Source organism: Nioella ostreopsis (assembly GCF_004000255.1).
GTDB classification, from domain to species: Bacteria; Pseudomonadota; Alphaproteobacteria; order Rhodobacterales; family Rhodobacteraceae; genus Nioella; species Nioella ostreopsis.
Map to the genome: position 1 here is coordinate 71,733 of NZ_RCIQ01000006.1, position 16,614 is coordinate 88,346.

Genomic DNA, 16,614 nt, shown 5'->3' on the forward strand with positions numbered 1-16,614 from the left:
GTCAGGATGGGTGCGTATCGCCATGGCCGCTCGTATCAGCCTCATGTCCATTCGTTTCACACGGGTCCGTTTTGGCGGCCTGTCAGGGGCGAAGCCCCCTGATGACCGCCCGCGCGGCCTCGCATAGCGGGTCGTGAAGGGCTGAGAGGATGGCGATGCGGTCGTAGACCTCCGGGTCCGTGGCCAGCGTCTGGCGGATGGCCGCGCCGAAGACCTGCCTCAGTTCCGTGCCGATATTGAACTTGCAGATGCTGGTGCCGGTGGCGAGGCGGCGGCGCTGATCATGCGGCACGCCCGATCCGCCATGGATGACCAGCGGAGTTTCGGTTAGTGCAGCGATCTCGGCGATCCGTGCCTCGTCCAGCCCGTCGCCCGCTGTGGTCTGCAAATGGGTGTTGCCCACGGAAATGGCCATGGCATCAACGCCAGTTTCCCGCGCGAACCGCGCCGCGTCCTGTGGGTCGGTGCCGCGAGAGGCCTCCCCCGCCGCATAGCCCACGAAACCGATTTCCCCCTCGCAGCTGATGCCTGCGGCATGGGCCATATCCGCGATGCGGGCGGTGGCGGCGATGTTGTCCTCCAGCGACAGGCGCGAGCCGTCATACATGACCGAGGTGAAGCCTTCTTGAATCGCAATCCGGCAGTCTTCCGGATCGGTGCCATGGTCTAGATGGGTGACCACGGGAACCGAAGCCCCCTCCGCCAAGTCCCGGAACATCGCGCCCCAAACGGGCAGGGGGGTATGCGCCCGCGCGCCGGGACCGGCTTGCAGGATCAGCGGCGCGCCCTCGGCCTCCGCCGCGGCCACATAGGCGCGGGCGTCTTCCCAGCCAAGGCAGACCACCCCCGCCACCGCGTAGCCCCCCGCCAATGCCGGTTGCAGAACCTCTGACAGCGTGGCGCGGGTCATTTGAACTTCGCCACCATGTCCATGATGCCGGGGATCGTGTGCAGCTGCTCCGCATGGGTGGGCTGGAAGTATTGCTTGAGACCGCGCTGGCTCAGCCCGCCGAGAATGGTGAAATAATACATCTCATAGCCCGGCAGCGCGCAACAGGGGTGATAGCCCTTGTCGATCAGCACGGTCGAGCCATCCATGATGTGATAGGCGTCGCCCGGCTCGTTATCGACCCTTTGCAACATCTGCAGGCCGGAACCGTAATTGGGCTTGAAGCGGAAGTTGTAGCATTCATCGTGGCGGGTTTCGATCAGTTCGTCGCTGTCGTCGCGCCGGTCGGTGTCGTGCTTGTGGCTGGGAAAACCCGACCATCCGCCCGCACCGACGGTAAAAAGCTCGCTGACCAGCAGCCGCCCGACCCGGTCATGATGGCCCGCGCCGAGGATATGCTTGATCTTGCGATGCGTCTTGGTGTCGTCCGATCCGTATTGAACGAGGTCCAGGTCGCCCTTGCGCACGGCAAAGGGTTTCAGCGTCTGGGCGTATTTCGCGCCCGCGATGAAGGTCTCCGTATCGGTCCGGGCGGTGATCCGGCAGCCGGTGTCGGTGGGGACATAGACGCCCTCCGGCTCCCCATCCCAGACATCCGCGCCCCGGTTGCCGATTTCGGTGAAGGTCTCGCCACCACATTCCACGGTCACCGTTCCGGTCGCGGGAACGACGCAGGTCTCATAGCCTGCCAGCCGATAGTCGAATGTCTCACCCGCCTTAAGCTTGACGATGTTGAAATAGGTCAGCGGCACGTTGGCGTCGTCCACGTCCACGATGGCTTTATTGTGATTGTCGAACGGGGGGATGTGCATTGCGGTATCCTCTTAAGAATCGGCGTTGGCCATGAAATGGGCCAGCTCGTCAGGGGTAGGCATGGCGGGGGCGCAGCCAACGCGAGAGACCACGATGGCGGCGGCGGCGGACCCGGTTTGAACGGCGGTTCTGACATCGCTGCCAGCGGCTAGAGTGGCCAGGAATCCGGCCATGAAACTGTCACCCGCGCCGGTGGGTTTGAGGGCCTTGGTCTCGTAGATGCCGGTTTGCACCTCGCCCTCTGCGGTGATCGTGATCGCCCCGTGTTCGCCCATCTTGTAGACGACGATCTGTGCGCCATCCCCGATCAGAGACCGGGCTTTGTCGAGCCCCTTTTCAATACCACCCGCCATGAAGCCGAATTCCACGTCATTACCGATGATGATGTCGCAGATCGCGGCGGCGCGGGAATAGACCTCTTCCGCTTCCCGGGCAGAGGCCCAGGAATAGGGGCGGTAATCCACGTCGAAGATCAGTGGCAGACCGGCGGTGCGGGCAAGCTCGAAGGCGCGGAAACAGGCGCTGCGGGAGGGCTCTGCCGCCAGAACGGTGCCGGTCGTGACGAGGGCGGAATAGGCGCTGTAGTCCACCGCCTCTACATCCGCCAAGGTCATCGCGAAATCCGCCGCGCCGTTGCGGTAGATCACCGATTGGGTGTTTTCCAGCCGCGTTTCCACAAGCGCCAGTGAATTGCGCGCCTCGCCGCCTTCGCTGTGCACATGGGTCCGGTCGATGCCATAGAAATCCAGCTGGTTCACGCAGAAGCGGCCAATCGCATCATCCGAGACCCGCGTGACCAGCGCCGCCTTGCATCCAAGACGACACAGACCGGCGGCGATGTTTGCGGAGGATCCGCCAAGGGCTGTGGTGAAGGCGGTGGCCTCTTCCGTGCGCGCGCCGGGTGGATCGGCATAGAGATCCATTCCCGCTCGCCCGATCACGAGGAAGGACTTGCTGGAAAGCCGCGCCAGATCTGCCATTTTCACCACCCTTCCGGAATTCTCTGTTGCAAGAAGCCTGCTCCGAGGATAACAATTTTGCAACCGGTTGCAATATGCGAATATGGGAGGTCCGAAGCGATGAGCGAGATCGGGATCGGAATTGTCGGGGGCGGCTATATGGGCAAGGCCCATTCCGTGGCTTTTGCCTCGGTCGGGGCGGTGTTCGAAACCCGCCTGAAACCGCGTCTTGCGGCCATCGCAGCCTCGACCCCCGCCAGCGCAAACCGCTACGCAAAGGCCTTCGGCTTCGCCCGCGCGGCGCAGGATTGGCAGGATCTGGTTGCCGACCCCGCGGTTCAGGCCGTTGTCATCGCCGCGCCGCAAAACACGCATCTGGACATTGCAAAGGCCGCGCTGGCGCTGGGCAAACCGGTGCTGTGCGAAAAGCCCATGGGGCTGGATGTGGCCGAGGCGCGGGCCATGGTGGCCGCGGCCAAGGCAGCAGGTGTCGCCAATATGGTGGCCTATAACTACATCCGCACGCCCGCGTCCCAATATGTGCGGCAGTTGCTGGCAGAGGGCGCACTTGGCCCGATCACCGGGTTTCGCTGTGTCCATGACGAAGATTTCCACATCGCGCAGAAAACCCCAGCCTGGCGCTGCGAGGGCGAGGCGAATGGCTGTTTGGGCGATCTTGCCCCCCATGCGATCAACGCGGCGCTGGCGCTGATGGGTCCGATTGCGGAGCTGAACGCAGTGATCGAGACGGTCTATCCGGATCGCAATGGCATCCCGGTGACGAATGACGATCAGGTGCAGATGATGGTGCGGTTCGAGAGCGGTGTGATGGGCCATATCAGCGCCTCTCGCGTCGCCACGGGCCGAAAGATGGGCTATGCCTACGAGATCACCGGAACCGACGGCGCGATCCGCTTCGATCAGGAGGATCAGAATGCGGTCTGGCTCTATCGCAAGGATGATGCGACCGGCCAGAAGGGCTTTCGCAAGATCCTGACCGGCCCCGATCACCCCGATTACCTGCCCTTCTGCCAAGGTGCGGGCCATGGCACCGGCTATCAGGACCAGATCATTATCGAGGCGCATGATTTCCTGACCGCCATCGACACCGGCAAACCCGTCTGGCCCACCTTCGAGGCCGGGCTGGAGGTGCATCAGGTCATTGCCGCGGCGCGGGCATCGAACGCCGCGCGCAGCTGGCAATCCCCGTCAGGGTTCTGAGGTCCGCTGATGATCCAGATCGGCAATGCGCCCTGTTCATGGGGCGTCGAGTTTCCGAACGATCCACGCAACCCGTCCTGGCGGCAGGTGCTTCAGGACTGCGCCGCCGCCGGATACAAGGGCATCGAACTGGGTCCCGTCGGCTTTATGCCCGAAAACCCCGAGGTGCTGGCCGAGGCGCTGGATGAACATGGACTGACCCTGATCGGCGGGGTGGTGTATCGGCCCTTTCATGACCCGGACAAATGGATGGACGTGGTCGACGGGGCCGAGCGGACCTGCAAGGCCCTGGCGTCGCACGGGGCAAAGCACCTCGTTCTGATCGACGCGATATCCCCCCGGCGCGCGTCTGCGGCAGGTCGGGCTGCCGAGGCCGAACAGATGGACGGGGCGGAATGGACCGCCTTCCGCAACCGGATCGTGACCATCGCCAAGATGGGGGCGGAGGTCTATGGGCTGGATGTGTCAATCCACGCTCATGCGGGCGGGTTCATCGAGTTCGAACCGGAACTGGAGCGGCTGCTGGACGAGGTCGCCCCGGAGGTTCTGAAAATCTGTTTCGACACCGGTCACCACGCCTACGCGGGCTATGACCCGGTGGCCTTCATGAAGCGGCATCTGGACCGGATCAGCTATCTCCACTTCAAGGATATCGACCCGGGCGTTAAGGCTGAAGTGATCGCAAGGCGCACCGGGTTCTATGAGGCGTGCGGGCAGGGGATCTTCTGCAACCTGGGCAAGGGCGAGGTGAATTTCCATGCGGTGCGGCGCCTCCTGCTGGAACGGGGCTATCGCGGCTGGTGCACGGTCGAACAGGATTGCGACCCGACGCTGGACATTTCCCCGATTGCCGATGCAAAGGCGAACCGGGACTATCTGACATCCATTGGCTTTGATTGAGGGAGACCTGCCATGGGAAAACTGAACTGGGGCATGATTGGCGGCGGTGAAGGCAGCCAGATTGGCCCGGCGCACCGGCTTGGGGCGGGGCTCGACGGGGAATTTGTCTTTGTCGCGGGCGCGTTGGATCACCGTCGGGAGGCGGGTCGAGACTATGGCAAACGGCTCGGGCTGGCGGCGGACCGCGCCTATGGCGACTGGCGCGAGATGCTGGAGGGCGAGCGGACCCGCGACGACCGCATCGACCTGGTGACCGTGGCCACGCCCAATGCCACCCATTTCGAGATCACCAAGGCCTATCTGGAAGCGGGCTTTCACGTGCTCTGCGAAAAGCCGATGACCATGACCGTGGAGGAAGGCGAAGAGATCGTGAAGATCGCGCGCGCCACAGGCCGGATCTGCGCGGTGAATTACGGCTATACCGGCTATCCGCTGGTCCGGCACATGCGCGCGATGGTGGCGCGCGGCGATCTGGGGGCGATCCGCTTGGTGAAGGCAGAGTTCGCCCATGGCCACCACGCCGACGCCGCCGATGCCGACAACCCTCGGGTGCGCTGGCGCTATGACCCGGCGCAGGCGGGCGTGTCCGCGCAATTCGCCGATTGCGGCATCCACGCGCTGCATATGGCGAGCTTCGTGATCGGGCAGGAGGCGGAGCGGCTGTCCGCCGACACCGTCAGCTGCATCGCCAGCCGCGAGCTGGAGGATGACGCGATGGTCAACCTGCGCTTTGATGGCGGGGCCGTGGGGCGGCTCTGGACCTCTTCCGTGGCGCTTGGGCGTCAGCACGGGCTGACCCTCCAGGTCTTCGGCGAAAACGGCGGTCTCCGCTGGAGCCAGGAACAACCGAACCAGCTCTACTGGATGCCGCTGCGGGGGCGCTTGCAGGTGATCGAACGCGGGGAAGGGGGGCTTTCGCCCGAGGCCGACCGGTCGAGCCGCGTGACCGTGGGCCATGCCGAGGGGATGCCCTTGGCCTTCGCCAATATCTACCGCGATCTGGCCGAGGCGATCCGGGCCGGGAAAGAAGGCCGCGCGATGGACCCCGCCGCCGATCTCTATCCGCGTGCGGAGGATGGGCTGCGGTCGATGGCAGCGGTGTTCGCCGTGGCCGAAAGCGGCAAGGCGGATGGCGTCTGGGTCGATGCCCGCCCGCCAATGTTTCGCTAGGGTCGCGTGATGCGCGGGGACGCGTTTTCGAAAACGCGTTGAAAAGGCCCTTCGAAGGGCCTTCCCCCGCTCACATCCTCGGGCGGAGCGTGCCACGTTCAATGAGGGTCAGGGGCAGCAGGGTCTGCGTTACAGGGGTCTCGGGCCGTTCCGACAGAGCAATGGCCTGCCCCACCGAGACCTCAATGATCTCATCCAGAGGCTGGCGAATGGTGGTCAGGGTCACCAATCCCCAGGAGGCCGCCTCCATATCGTTGAAGCCGATCAATCCCACATCTCCGGGCACGTCACGACCGGCCTTTCGCAAAACCCCCAGCGCGCCGATGGCAATCACGTCATCGCCGCAGAAATAGGCGTCGGCCAGGGGGCCGGTGTCAATCAGTCGTGACATCTCGGCCGCCCCGGCGTCATGCGAATAGGTGCTGGCAAAGCTTTCTCGCAGACGGCAACCGGGATGCCGGGCCAGTTCCTGACGAAAGCCCGCAAGCCGGTCTTGCGTGGTTGTCGCCCCGGCGGGGCCACCCAGAAACCCGATGTCGCGATACCCCCGCGCCAGCAGCGCCCGCGCCGCCATGCGGCCTGCCTCGACATTGTCGATGCACACCACCGGCACCTCAGGGTGTTGAGTCGCCCGTCCGAACGCGTGGACCACGGGTAGCCCTGCGGCCTTGCAATCTGCCGCGAAGGCAGGCGACAGGGTTGAGGACGCCACAATCACCGCATCCACCGAATATTGCCGAAGCATGCGAATGGCGGCTTCCGGGTCAGTATCCTCCGACAGGTTCACCAGCAGCGGGCGCAATCCCCGGTCCTGGATGGCGCGGGTAAACAGGTCGAAGACCTCCAGAAACACCGGATTGTGGAAGTTGTTGGACACCAGCCCGATCAGCTTGGTGCGCCCGGTGGACAGGCCCGAGGCCAGCGCGCTTGGCGCATATCCAAGCTCTGCCGCGGCCTGTTCCACCTTGGCGCGGGTCTTGGCCGACACCGAGGCCCCGGGCGTGAAGCTACGCGACACGGCCGAGCGCGAGACACCCGCCCGCTCTGCCACGTCCTTCAGGGTTACCGTCATTCCGGCCCGCTGCCTTCCGTTTTACATCGTTCGGGAAATCAGACAGCGGGACGGGGCAAATTGCAACCGGTTCCTAAACCGGTCAGCCGACCGATTGTTCGGAGACGATCTCGCCGAAGCGGGTGAAGAACTTGCCCGACAGTTTCTTGGCGGTGCCCGCGATCAGCCGGCTGCCAAGCTGCGCGATCTTGCCGCCGATATCGACCGTGGCGGTGTAGGCGAGGATGGTCTCGTCGCCGTCCTCGGTCAGGGTTACCTCTGCCCCGCCCTTGGCGAAGCCCGCCGCACCGCCCTTGCCTTCGCCGCTCAGCGTGAAGCCATCCGGCGCGTTCGACGTGTCCAATGTCACCTCTCCTGCAAAGCGCGCCTTCACCGGGCCGATCTTCAGCACTACCTTGGCTTCGAGGTTTTCCGGCGAATGCTGGATCAATTCCTCGCAACCGGGGATGCATTCACGCAGGATCTCGGGGTCATTGAGCGCGCGGTAGACCACGTCGCGGGGGGCTTGGATACGAATTTCGTCACTCAGGTCCATCCTGGGGTTCCTCTTGTCAGCAACATCTGGGGTAGGCGCGAAGGGTGGCCTCGGCCTGTTCTTCGGGGGTCATGTCGGGTGGCGCTGGCCAGCGGGCCCTAAGCCAGTCACGCAAGCTTTTCATCATGGCTGCTTTCCCTTTCGCTATCGGTATTTCGCCACAGCACGATCTCGGCAAGGATCGACAGCGCGATCTCCTGAGGGTCGATGGCGCGGATATCGAGCCCGGCGGGGGATTTGAGCCGCGCAGCGCAGGCGGGGTCCATGCCCGCATCCACGAGCTTGGCCAAAAGTACCTCGGCCTTGCGGCGACTGGCCACCATCGACACGCGCCGCGCGGGCGTGTCGAGCGCCGCCTTCAACGCCACGCCATCGCCCTTGCCCTGCGAGGCCACGACGACGAAATCGCGCGGTTCGATGCCCAGACTGTGGATCTCTTCGGGATCGAAGCGCGTCATGTTCGCCCCCTCGATAGCCCCCGACACGAAGACGCGCAGCCCGGTCAGGGCCGCATGGGCCGCGAGCGCCTCTGCAATCGGGCTCTCGCCAAAGATCACCAGCCGGGGCGCGTGCTGGTAGGGTTCGATCAACAAATCCACCGTGCCGCCCGAGGGGCAGCCGCTCTTGTAGGTCTGCACGCCGTCGGGGTCGGTCATGGCCACCACCTTGCTGGAGGGTTTTACACGGATCATGCGGGGGGCGCCCTCGGCCAGCGCCTCGCCCGCCGCCGTGCGCACCGCGCGCTGCACGCAGGCCCCGCCAAGATGCCCGAGGATGTCGCCACCCCGCGTCACGGCGGCCTTTGCCCCGGCCTTGGCACTGGTCGCATCGGCGGTGCGCAGCACGGTTGCAACGCAGAAGGCATCGCCTTCCTTGCGCAGCCGCTCTACCGTGTCGAAGATGTCGAAACCTGCCATGGGATGTCCTTTCACAGCTTCCGGAATTCGGGTTCCAGCGCGGCCAGCGCGTCGAGCGTATTGGCCGGCAGATGGGCGTCGAGATGGGGCAGGGCGGCCTGCATGGCGGCAGCCACCGGGGCGTAATCCTTCCAGCCTTTCAGCGGGTTGAGCCAGACGATGCGGCGGGCCTTGCGGCGGATGCGGGCCAGCACATCGGCCAGCGCCTGCGGCTCTCGCGTGCAGTAGCCGTCGGAGAGGATCAGAACCACCGTCCGGCCATTGAGCGCCCGTGCGCCGTAGCCAGCGAGGAAGCTTTCAAGGCTGCCGGAGATATCCGTGCCGCCGCCGAACCCCTCGGCCATCAGCGACAACCGCCCGGCGGCGCGGATGCTGTCATGATCGCGCAGCGCGTCCGTCACCCGCATCAGGCGGGTGTGGAAGAGGTAGGCATCCGCCTCGCAGCCGCTACCGACAAGCCCTTTCAGAAACGCCAGGAACACTCGGGAATAGACGGTCATCGAGCCGCTGACATCGCATAGTGCCACGATCCGCATGGGCCGGGGCGGGCGCGCGCGGCGGAAAAGGTCCAGCGGCTCGCCGCCCCGCGCGAGGCTCGCCCGCTGGATGCGCCGCATGTCGAGCGCCGGGCCACGCAGCGCCTGCTTGCGGCGGCGCGACCGCCGGTCACGGATGGCGCGAGCGATGGAGAGGGCTGCGGCTTCTGCCTGCCTTAACGCCTCCTCGTCCATCAGCTCGCGCAGGTCCCGGCGATTGAGGTTGGCCGTCCGGGTCGCGATGAGCTTCCCGTCTGTCCCTTCGGCCTCTCCCTCGCCGGGATCGGGGGTGGTGGCATCGTCGTTCCGTGAGTGACGATCCTCAGCCCCGTCCCCCTGTTCACTGTCCTGCCAGATTTTCGGCTTGGCGGATTGCACCCGCACATGCGCGTTCTGTGCCGTCCCAGCACGCTGTTTGCCTGCGTTGAACCAGTAGGAATCAAAGAGCTTGTCGAACCTGCGCCAGTCCTCCGCATCGCCCGCCAGAAGCGAGCAAAGCGCCTGACGGGCCTCGTCCCGATCCGTGGCGTCCACGGCGGCAAGCGCCGCCAGCGCATCGCCGGTTTCGCGCGGGCCGACGCGCAGCCCGTTCATCCGCAGATGGGCGATGAAGCCCGACATGCGGTCGGCCAGCCCGTCCGCGCGGGAAGGGAAGCGCGTGACCTGCATCACGCGACTTTCCCGATCAGCCGATCCATCACCTCGGGCGGCGCGGCGTCGTAGTCGGCGGCGGTTTTCAGCAGGCACACGAGCGTCGCCCGCACCTCGTCGCGAGATTTGGCAAGGTCATTGACCCCGAGGCCGGACAGCGCCGCCGCCCAATCCAGCATCTCGGCGATGCCCGGCGTCTTTTCCAGGTCTTCCTTGCGCAGCGCCTGCACAACGCCCACGATCTGGCGGGCGAGCAATCCTTCAACTGCGGGCATCCGGGCCTTGAGGATCGCCAGTTCGGTCGCTTTGTCGGGGTAGTCGAGGAAGGAATACAGACACCGCCGCCGCAGCGCGTCGGACAGGTCGCGGGTGCCGTTCGCGGTCAGGATCACGATGGGTTTGGACCGCGCCTTGATCGTCCCGAGCTCGGGGATCGTGATCTGGAAATCGGACAGGATTTCGAGAAGGTAAGCCTCGAATTCCTCATCCGCCCGGTCGATCTCGTCGATCAGCAGAACCGGCGGAGTGTCCTGGCTGATTGCCTCCAAGAGCGGGCGTTTCAGCAGGTATTTGTCGGCGAAAAGCTGGTCCTCGCTCGCGTTGCCCTCGGCGGCGCGAATGGCCAGCAACTGCCGCTGATAGTTCCATTCATAGATCGAGTGGGAGGCATCGAGCCCTTCGTAGCATTGCAGCCGGATCAGCCGCGTGTCGCGCAGGGCGGCCAGGGCCTTGGCCACCTCGGTCTTGCCAACGCCTGCCGGGCCTTCCAGAAGCAAGGGCCGCCCCAACACCTGCGCCAGATGCAGCGCCATCGCCAGACGGTCGTCGGCAACATAGCCCTCGCGGGCGAGACCCTGCTGAAGCTCCGAAACACTCATGAAACCCTCCCCGGTGCGGGCCGCCGCAAGTTCCCCCGCGGCGGCCCCGATCACGATCAGCCGTGCAGGCCGAGCCCGTTGGCGATCTTCCAGATGCGCCAATGGTCATGCGGCATATGGCTTTGCACCAGACCGAAAGGCCGGAAGGCATCGTGCACCGCGTTCGAGAAGGCAGGCACGCCGCCCACGTTGGGGCTTTCGCCCACGCCCTTTGCGCCGATCGGGTGATGCGGGCTTGGCGTTACCGTGTGGTCGGTGGTGTAGTTGGGCGTTTCCCACGCGGTCGGGATGAAGAAATCCATCAGCGTGCCGGTCTTGACGTTGCCCATCTCGTCATAGGCGATCTCCTGCCCCATGGCGATGGCCAGCGCCTCGGTCACGCCACCATGGACCTGCCCCTCGATGATCATCGGGTTGATCCGGGTGCCGCAATCGTCCAGCGCGTAGAACTGCCGGATCTCCCATTCGCCGGTGTCCACGTCGATTTCCATCACGCAGATATAGGCCCCGAACGGGTAGGTCATGTTCGGCGGATCGTAGTAGCTGACCGCCTCCAGCCCCGGTTCCAGTCCGGGAATGGCCTGGTTGTAGGCGGCGAAGGCGATTTCCTTCATGGTCTTGAAGCGCTCGGGCGCGCCCTTGACCGCGAAACGATCCACGTCCCATTCAACGTCGTTGTCATGGACCTCCAGCAGATAGGCTGCGATCATCTGCGCCTTGGCGCGGATCTTGCGGGCGGCCATGGCGGTTGCCGCCCCTGCGACCGGGGTCGAGCGCGAGCCATAGGTGCCCAGACCATAGGGCGCGGTATCGGTGTCGCCCTCCTCCAGCGTGATGTCATCGGCGGGAAGGCCGATCTCGCTGGCGATGATCTGCGCGAAGGTCGTGGCATGGCCCTGACCCTGGCTGATGGTGCCAAGCCGCGCGATGGCCGATCCGGTGGGGTGGATGCGGATCTCGCAGCTGTCGAACATGCCAAGCCCGAGGATATCGCAGTTCTTGACCGGCCCCGCCCCGACGATTTCCGTGAAGTGCGTGAGGCCGATGCCGAGGAGCTTGCGCGTCTTGCCGGCCTTGAAGTCCTCGACCCGCTGCGCCTGTTCCTTGCGCAGGTCCTCATACCCCACGGCCTTCAGCGCCTTGTCCCAGGCGGTGTGGTAATCGCCCGAGTCATATTCCCAGCCAAGCGCCGACTGGTAGGGGAACTGGTCCTTGCGGATGAAGTTGATCCGGCGCAGCTCGGCCGCGTCCATGTTCAGCTTGATCGCCAGAACCTCGATCATCCGTTCGATGAAATAGGCCGCTTCCGTCACCCGGAAGGAACAGCGATAGGCCACGCCCCCCGGTGCCTTGTTGGTATAGACCCCGTCCACCGCCAGATAGGCGGTCGGGATGTCATAAGACCCGGTGCAGATGTTCATGAACCCGGCCGGGAACTTGGTGGGGTCGGCGCAGGCGTCGAACCCGCCATGGTCCGCCGTGGTGTGACACCAGAGCCCGGTGATCTTGCCCTCTTTCGTGGCGGCGATCTTGCCGTGCATCCAGTAGTCGCGGGCGAAGGCGGTGGACATCAGGTTTTCCATCCGGTCCTCGACCCATTTCACCGGCTTGCCGGTCACGATGGAGGCCACAACTGAACAGACATAGCCCGGATAGGCGCCCACCTTGTTGCCGAAGCCGCCGCCGATATCGGGGCTGATCACGCGGATGTTGTGTTCCGCGATGCCGGAGATCAGCGAGACAACCGTGCGGATCGCATGCGGGGCCTGGAAGGTGCCGTAAAGCGTCAGCTTGCCGGTGACCTTGTCCATGCTGGCCACGCAGCCGCAGGTTTCCAGCGGACAGGGATGGGTGCGGTGGTAGTAGACCATCTCCTCTGCCACCACGTCGGCGCCGTCGATCACCGCCTCGGTCGCGTCCTTTTCCCCGGCTTCCCAGGTGAAGATGTGGTTGTGATGCTTGCGCGGGCCATGGGCACCCTCGGTCTGACCGGCAAGGTCTTCGCGCAGCACCACGTCCGATTTCAGCGCTTCGAACGGGTCGGTCAGAACGGGCAGTTCCTCGTAGTCCACTTCGACCAGTTCCACCGCGTCCGCCGCGATATAGCGGTCCTCGGCCACCACATAGGCGACCTCCTGGCCCTGGAACAGCACCTTGCCATCGGCCAGCACCATCTGCTTGTCGCCCGCAAGCGTCGGCATCCAGTGCAGGCCAAGCGGCGCAAGATCCTCGGCGGTCAGAACCGCGATCACGCCGGGCAGCGCCAGCGCGGCCTCCTTGTTCACGCTCTTGATCCGCGCATGGGCGTAGGGCGAACGGACGAAATCGCCGAACAGCATCCCGTCCATCTTTATGTCGTCGACATAATTGCCCTTGCCTTGGGTAAAGCGCACGTCCTCCACCCGCTTGCGCGAGCAGCCCATGCCCTTGAGATTTGCGGTGCGTTCTTCGGGGGTAAGAGTCTGGTCGTTCATTCCGCAGCCTCCTTCTGGGCGTTCAGCATGTCGGCCGACGCGAGGATTGCCTTGACGATGTTCTGGTAGCCCGTGCAGCGGCAGAGGTTCCCGGCCATGCCGAACCGCACCTCTTCCTCGGTCGGGCTCGGGTTTTCCTGCAGCAGGCGATGCGCGCGGGTGATCATCCCCGGCGTGCAGAAGCCGCATTGCAGCCCGTGATGTTCGCGGAACATCTCCTGGATCACGCCGAGGCTGCCATCCTCGTTCACCAGACCTTCAACGGTGGTCACATCCGCGCCATTGGCCTGCGCCACGAAGACCGTGCAGGATTTTACCGACTTGCCGTCGATATCGACGGTACAGGCGCCGCAATGGCTGGTTTCACAGCCGATATGCGGGCCGGTGATGCGCAGGTTTTCCCGAAGGAAGTGGATCAGCAGCGTGCGCGGTTCCGCAAGGCCTTCAACCTCGCGCCCGTTCACGGTCAGTTTTACGTGCATCTTTGACATCTGTGTTCTCCTCAGCCCGCGCGGCTCACGGCGCGCGCGATGGCGCGGCGCAGCATGACGGCGGCGACATGTTTCTTGAATTCGACCGGGCCGCGATTGTCCTCGACCGGGTCGATGGCGTCGAGCATGGCGGCAACGCAGCCCTCCACGTCGCCACCCGCAAGCGCGGCGCTGGCCTCTGCCGACCAGATCGGCGTGTCGGCAAGGTTGGTCATGGCGACCGAAGCAGCGCCGTTCCCCACCATCACGGCGGCGGCAGCGGTGGCGTAGTCGCCGATCTTGCGCTTCTGCTTTTCATAGGCCTGACCGGTTCCGGCGATTGGCACCGGGATCATGATCCGGGTCAGGATCTCTTCATCGTCGCGGGCGGTGAAATAGGCGGCCTCGTAAAACTCACGCGCGGCCACGGTCCGGGTGCCATCAGGGCCCACCAGTTCGAAGGACGCATCGAGGCACTGCATCAGCCCCGGCATGTCATTGCCCGGATCGCCATTGGCGACATTGCCGCCGATGGTGCCCACATAGCGCACCTGAGGGTCGGCGATCTGCAAGGCGGCCTCGCGGATGATCGGCACCGCTGCCGCCAGCCCGTCATGGGTGATCAGCTCGTGCTGGGTGACCATGGCGCCGAGCGTGACGCTGTCCGCGCCGATCTCGATCCCCTTCATCTCTTGGATATCCTGAAGGTCGATAACATGGGCCAGATCGGCCATGCGCAGTTTCATCATCGGGATCAGGCTGTGCCCGCCCGCGATGACCCGCGCTTCATCTCCATGTTCCTGCAAGATGCTGATGGCCGACGCCGTATCGGTCGGCCGGTGATACTCGAAACCGGCTGGTATCATATCTGTTTTCCTCCCTGCGTCCGTGGCCTTGGCCAATCGGATCTGGGAACAGGGATTGATCAGTATGCGGTTGCATTCCAGCAGCCGGGAACAGGCCGCGCCATCTGTTTCACGAAATGCGAATAGGCTGCACGAGTTGCGATCAGAGCCCGAGCGCGTCTCGGATGTCGCTCAGGCGTGACCGGCTGACGGGCACCTTGGGCAGCGAGGCGACTCCCTCGAAATAACAGGTGCCATTGTCCTTGTGCCGCTCGAAGCTGGAGACATGCGCGGGGTTCACGAGGTAGCTGCGATGAACACGCAGGAAGCCCGCAGGTGCCAGACGCTCTTCCGCCTCGGATATGGTCCACGGGCAGAAAAGCTTCTCGGCATCTACATAGAGCACCGTGTAATGCCCTTCCGCACGAATGGCGGCGATGCGGGTCGGGGTGGCAAAGACCGTCTTTCCGTCGCGCTCATAGGGAACGCCCGCCGTAGCGCTTGCGGTTGCGCGTGGTGCCGGGGAAGGCGACGGGGCGGACGGGGCAGGCATCGTGGCAACGGGGGCAGGCTCTATGAAGGTGATGCCGGTCAGCAGGAAGGCCCCGCAGATCAGGAAGGCCGAGACCGTGACGCCCATGGCCAGTACCTGGTTGCTCAGCGTCGGCCCGGCCCCGCCGCCCGCATCCGTGGCAGTGAACCCGGTCAGTCCCGTCGCCACGAAATGCATGGTGAACACCGCCAGCCCGAAGCAGGCGGTGCCAAGCAGGATATTGCGATGCGTGCGGCTGTCATAGGCGACCCAGATCGCCAGCACCGACAGCACGACCGACGCCAAGGTCGCTATAGCGACATCCAGAGCCGTGTAGACCGGTCTGCACAGCTGCATCCCGGCCATGCCCACGTAATGCATCACCACGATACCAAGCCCCACGATCGTGCCCGCACCGACAATGACCGGTAAAGACCGGGCGCGGAAATGCAGCAACAGCAGCGCCAGCCCCACCATCAGGATCGCGATCAGGGCCGAGGCGAGCGTGATCAGCGCGTCATAATAGAACAGGATCGGCAGTTGCAGCCCCAGCATCGCCACGAAATGCATCGACCAGATGCCGCCGCCCAGAACCACTGCCGCCAGCGCCACGATGATCTTGCGCCTTGGCCGGTCCAGCCGCGAGGCGCCATGGGTCAGGGACAGCCCAGTGAAGCCTGCCATCAGGGCCACGGCCAGAGAGGCTGCAACAAGCCAGCCATTATGTGTGTAGTCGAGCATGATGTCCCTGCACCCTCCCCGGTGCTGGCTGCAGGCTAGCAAACTGGTGGGGGGCGCGCAATTTGCCAGATGGAGTCAGTCTTGCGCAAATGCTTCGGCGATCCAATCCCAGGTGCCTTTCGCGGCCTCGGGCATCAAAAGATAGCTGCCAAGGGAGAAGAGCGGGGCATCGGCGATGTCATACAGCCCCGCGGCATCGGCTCGGGCCGTGACCAGCGACCGGGGCAGATAGACCGATCCGCCCACTTCCAGCAGGTAATCCAGCGCTGCGCTGGCGGCGTTGAAGGTGGTGCGTGCAGTGCCTGCGTCGTGATATTCCTCGCCATGGCTGCGGCGGAAATCCTCTCCGTAATCCACGAAGATATAGTTCGATCCGCTGCGCACAGGCGTATCGGGCCGGTCGGAATAGAGCGCCAACTCGTCGGCAGGCAGCGCCAGCACAGTCTGCCCTTTGCGGGCAACCGGTTCACGGGTCAGGCACAGGTCGATCTGCCCCGCCGCCATCCATCTGTCCAGCACCTCGGGGCTGCCGTGATAGACCGAGAGGGCAATATCTGGCTGACGCGCGCGGATCATGTCGAAGATGCGCTTGCCGCCAATGGGCCAAAGCTCTGGCGTGCAGCCGAAATTGCAGATCATGTTGACGCCCGTGGGCAGACCCGCCTCCAGCTTGGCCTGACGCCACAGCCCGATCATGATCTGGGCGTAGTTCAGCAGCTTGGTGCCGGCGGGCGTCAGGGTGACTCCGGATTTCTGCCGGTTCAGCACCGTCTGGCCCAGGTCGGCTTCCAGTGCCTTCAGGCGCATGGTCACGGTCGATTGCGTGACATGCAGCCGTTCCGAGGCACGAACCAGCGACCCGGTTTCGACGATGGCGACGAAGGTTTGCAGGGCGGCGAGGTTCATGGCACTTCACTTCAAGAAAGTTGAATTTATCGCTTAAAATAATTC

At 64.5% G+C, this 16,614-nt stretch carries 16 protein-coding genes; 3 read left to right on the plus strand and 13 right to left on the minus strand.

Features of this window, described 5'->3' with window-relative positions; translation table 11 throughout:
• Positions 1-82 precede the first annotated feature (82 nt).
• Genes EP237_RS08440 through iolC form a run of 3 tightly spaced genes read right to left on the minus strand, consistent with a single transcriptional unit; the run spans position 83 to position 2,742 of the window.
• Positions 83-910 (minus strand): class II fructose-bisphosphate aldolase, encoded by an 828-nt coding sequence (locus EP237_RS08440; protein ID WP_127560085.1) that lies wholly within the window; start codon positions 908-910, stop codon positions 83-85.
• Complete coding sequence (locus tag EP237_RS08445; RefSeq protein WP_127560087.1) at positions 907-1,761, minus strand: 5-deoxy-glucuronate isomerase; 855 nt, start codon at positions 1,759-1,761, stop codon at positions 907-909. Before EP237_RS08445 ends, EP237_RS08440 begins: the two co-directional genes overlap by 4 nt.
• Before the next feature lie 12 nt (positions 1,762-1,773).
• Positions 1,774-2,742 (minus strand): 5-dehydro-2-deoxygluconokinase, encoded by a 969-nt coding sequence (gene iolC, locus EP237_RS08450; protein ID WP_127560088.1) that lies wholly within the window; start codon positions 2,740-2,742, stop codon positions 1,774-1,776.
• A 99-nt stretch (positions 2,743-2,841) separates the two neighbouring features.
• On the opposite strand from iolC, the gene EP237_RS08455 reads away from it, so the two are divergent.
• Genes EP237_RS08455 through EP237_RS08465 form a run of 3 tightly spaced genes read left to right on the plus strand, consistent with a single transcriptional unit; the run spans position 2,842 to position 6,012 of the window.
• Entirely contained in the window at positions 2,842-3,942 is a 1,101-nt protein-coding gene (locus tag EP237_RS08455; protein ID WP_127560090.1) for a Gfo/Idh/MocA family protein, read from the plus strand.
• A 6-nt stretch (positions 3,943-3,948) separates the two neighbouring features.
• A complete protein-coding gene (locus tag EP237_RS08460; RefSeq protein ID WP_127560092.1) occupies positions 3,949-4,842 on the plus strand; it encodes a sugar phosphate isomerase/epimerase family protein in 894 nt (297 codons plus the stop codon).
• A gap of 12 nt (positions 4,843-4,854) precedes the next feature.
• The gene (locus EP237_RS08465; protein ID WP_127560094.1) at positions 4,855-6,012 is read left to right on the plus strand and encodes a Gfo/Idh/MocA family protein; all 1,158 of its coding nucleotides are present in this window, start codon (positions 4,855-4,857) and stop codon (positions 6,010-6,012) included.
• 70 nt (positions 6,013-6,082) lie between these two features.
• Here the strand turns inward: EP237_RS08465 and EP237_RS08470 are convergent, their stop codons facing one another.
• From EP237_RS08470 to EP237_RS08515, 10 genes are all read right to left on the minus strand, one after another.
• Entirely contained in the window at positions 6,083-7,084 is a 1,002-nt protein-coding gene (locus EP237_RS08470) for a LacI family DNA-binding transcriptional regulator (protein WP_127560096.1), read from the minus strand.
• A gap of 82 nt (positions 7,085-7,166) precedes the next feature.
• A complete protein-coding gene (locus EP237_RS08475; RefSeq protein WP_127560098.1) occupies positions 7,167-7,619 on the minus strand; it encodes an SRPBCC family protein in 453 nt (150 codons plus the stop codon).
• Positions 7,620-7,726: 107 nt separating this feature from the next.
• Positions 7,727-8,536: an XdhC family protein gene (locus tag EP237_RS08480; protein WP_127560100.1), complete on the minus strand. Its 810-nt coding sequence runs from the start codon at positions 8,534-8,536 to the stop codon at positions 7,727-7,729.
• 11 nt (positions 8,537-8,547) lie between these two features.
• Positions 8,548-9,741 carry a vWA domain-containing protein gene (locus EP237_RS08485; protein ID WP_206052270.1) on the minus strand — a complete coding sequence of 398 codons (1,194 nt, stop codon included), beginning with the start codon at positions 9,739-9,741 and terminating at the stop codon, positions 8,548-8,550.
• Positions 9,741-10,601 carry an AAA family ATPase gene (locus EP237_RS08490; protein ID WP_127560104.1) on the minus strand — a complete coding sequence of 287 codons (861 nt, stop codon included), beginning with the start codon at positions 10,599-10,601 and terminating at the stop codon, positions 9,741-9,743. Before EP237_RS08490 ends, EP237_RS08485 begins: the two co-directional genes overlap by 1 nt.
• Positions 10,602-10,657: 56 nt before the next feature.
• Entirely contained in the window at positions 10,658-13,075 is a 2,418-nt protein-coding gene (locus EP237_RS08495) for an aerobic carbon-monoxide dehydrogenase large subunit (protein WP_127560106.1), read from the minus strand.
• Positions 13,072-13,566, minus strand: a complete 495-nt coding sequence (locus EP237_RS08500) for a (2Fe-2S)-binding protein (RefSeq protein ID WP_127560108.1) — start codon at positions 13,564-13,566, stop codon at positions 13,072-13,074. The genes EP237_RS08495 and EP237_RS08500 overlap by 4 nt, the downstream gene beginning before the upstream one ends.
• A gap of 11 nt (positions 13,567-13,577) precedes the next feature.
• Positions 13,578-14,411, minus strand: a complete 834-nt coding sequence (locus EP237_RS08505) for an FAD binding domain-containing protein (RefSeq protein WP_127560110.1) — start codon at positions 14,409-14,411, stop codon at positions 13,578-13,580.
• Positions 14,412-14,553: 142 nt separating this feature from the next.
• The gene (locus EP237_RS08510; RefSeq protein WP_127560112.1) at positions 14,554-15,663 is read right to left on the minus strand and encodes an MHYT domain-containing protein; all 1,110 of its coding nucleotides are present in this window, start codon (positions 15,661-15,663) and stop codon (positions 14,554-14,556) included.
• A 75-nt stretch (positions 15,664-15,738) separates the two neighbouring features.
• Positions 15,739-16,569, minus strand: coding sequence for a LysR family transcriptional regulator (locus EP237_RS08515; RefSeq protein ID WP_127560114.1), 831 nt, complete (start codon positions 16,567-16,569; stop codon positions 15,739-15,741).
• Positions 16,570-16,614: the final 45 nt, after the last annotated feature.

Excerpts from the sequence above, each read along its gene's own strand:
- EP237_RS08470 (WP_127560096.1), bottom strand. The coding sequence starts at position 7,084 with ATGACGGTAACCCTGAAGGACGTGGCAGAGCGGGCGGGTGTCTCGCGC.
- EP237_RS08455 (WP_127560090.1), top strand. The coding sequence starts at position 2,842 with ATGAGCGAGATCGGGATCGGAATTGTCGGGGGCGGCTATATGGGCAAG.
- EP237_RS08485 (WP_206052270.1), bottom strand. The coding sequence starts at position 9,741 with ATGCAGGTCACGCGCTTCCCTTCCCGCGCGGACGGGCTGGCCGACCGC.
- EP237_RS08495 (WP_127560106.1), bottom strand. The coding sequence starts at position 13,075 with ATGAACGACCAGACTCTTACCCCCGAAGAACGCACCGCAAATCTCAAG.
- EP237_RS08510 (WP_127560112.1), bottom strand. The coding sequence starts at position 15,663 with ATGCTCGACTACACACATAATGGCTGGCTTGTTGCAGCCTCTCTGGCC.
- EP237_RS08465 (WP_127560094.1), top strand. The coding sequence starts at position 4,855 with ATGGGAAAACTGAACTGGGGCATGATTGGCGGCGGTGAAGGCAGCCAG.
- iolC (WP_127560088.1), bottom strand. The coding sequence starts at position 2,742 with ATGGCAGATCTGGCGCGGCTTTCCAGCAAGTCCTTCCTCGTGATCGGG.
- EP237_RS08500 (WP_127560108.1), bottom strand. The coding sequence starts at position 13,566 with ATGTCAAAGATGCACGTAAAACTGACCGTGAACGGGCGCGAGGTTGAA.
- EP237_RS08515 (WP_127560114.1), bottom strand. The coding sequence starts at position 16,569 with ATGAACCTCGCCGCCCTGCAAACCTTCGTCGCCATCGTCGAAACCGGG.
- EP237_RS08480 (WP_127560100.1), bottom strand. The coding sequence starts at position 8,536 with ATGGCAGGTTTCGACATCTTCGACACGGTAGAGCGGCTGCGCAAGGAA.
- EP237_RS08490 (WP_127560104.1), bottom strand. The coding sequence starts at position 10,601 with ATGAGTGTTTCGGAGCTTCAGCAGGGTCTCGCCCGCGAGGGCTATGTT.
- EP237_RS08440 (WP_127560085.1), bottom strand. The coding sequence starts at position 910 with ATGACCCGCGCCACGCTGTCAGAGGTTCTGCAACCGGCATTGGCGGGG.
- EP237_RS08445 (WP_127560087.1), bottom strand. The coding sequence starts at position 1,761 with ATGCACATCCCCCCGTTCGACAATCACAATAAAGCCATCGTGGACGTG.
- EP237_RS08505 (WP_127560110.1), bottom strand. The coding sequence starts at position 14,411 with ATGATACCAGCCGGTTTCGAGTATCACCGGCCGACCGATACGGCGTCG.
- EP237_RS08475 (WP_127560098.1), bottom strand. The coding sequence starts at position 7,619 with ATGGACCTGAGTGACGAAATTCGTATCCAAGCCCCCCGCGACGTGGTC.